The organism is Oleiphilus sp. HI0061, assembly GCF_001635675.1.
Genome location: NZ_LWFE01000463.1, coordinates 1 through 586, shown reverse-complemented (window position 1 = coordinate 586; position 586 = coordinate 1). Strand labels below are relative to the sequence as shown.

1 protein-coding gene is annotated in these 586 nt (G+C 49.7%); it reads right to left on the bottom strand.

The annotated features are described in order from the left end of the window. Window positions 1–586, bottom strand: a 586-nt coding sequence (locus tag A3735_RS06185; RefSeq protein ID WP_068637773.1) for an NRDE family protein, incomplete at both ends; no start/stop codon positions are given.

The window sequence follows — 586 nt, the reverse complement described above, 5'->3', positions numbered from 1 at the left end:
CGCTGCTCGCACGAGTTCCATAGTTGGGCGTTCTAATAAAGGGGGAAGAGAGCACTTGCTCAAACTCTTGAGGGATGCCTGTCTGCGGCAGTTCTTCAGGCGATGCTTGTTCTTGGTTCTGTAGTGCCAACAGTAAGTGTCTAGCTGCTTCAGTGTTATCAGGGTTCTGCCGGGCCTGTTCGAGAGCTGTTTTGGTTTTTCGTACTTTTGGCCAAGGCGTATCTAGCAGGTGGTTACTTAAGCCATACCGTCCCGGCTTTAGGGTTTGACTACCTCTCGTCTGACCACGATTATGGCAATATACCAAGTCTGAGCCATCAAACAGAAGAGCGTTAAATCCGGCATATTCATCGCTTGAAATTTGAGCTGCAAACTCATTTGCAGAGCAGCTTGCTTGAAGGAAGCTTGAGGGAATTTCTCCACGAGATCGTTCGTATACTCTGGAGTCTGGCGCGCGATAATTTGTAATTGCAGCGAGGCGGCCACCTTTGGAAAGGGCTAACCAGGTGCCACCCATTTTTAAATCTCGGCCGCCAAATATGTCAGGGCTATCTTCCCAGAAATGAGCGTTAAGTGTAGGGCGGGC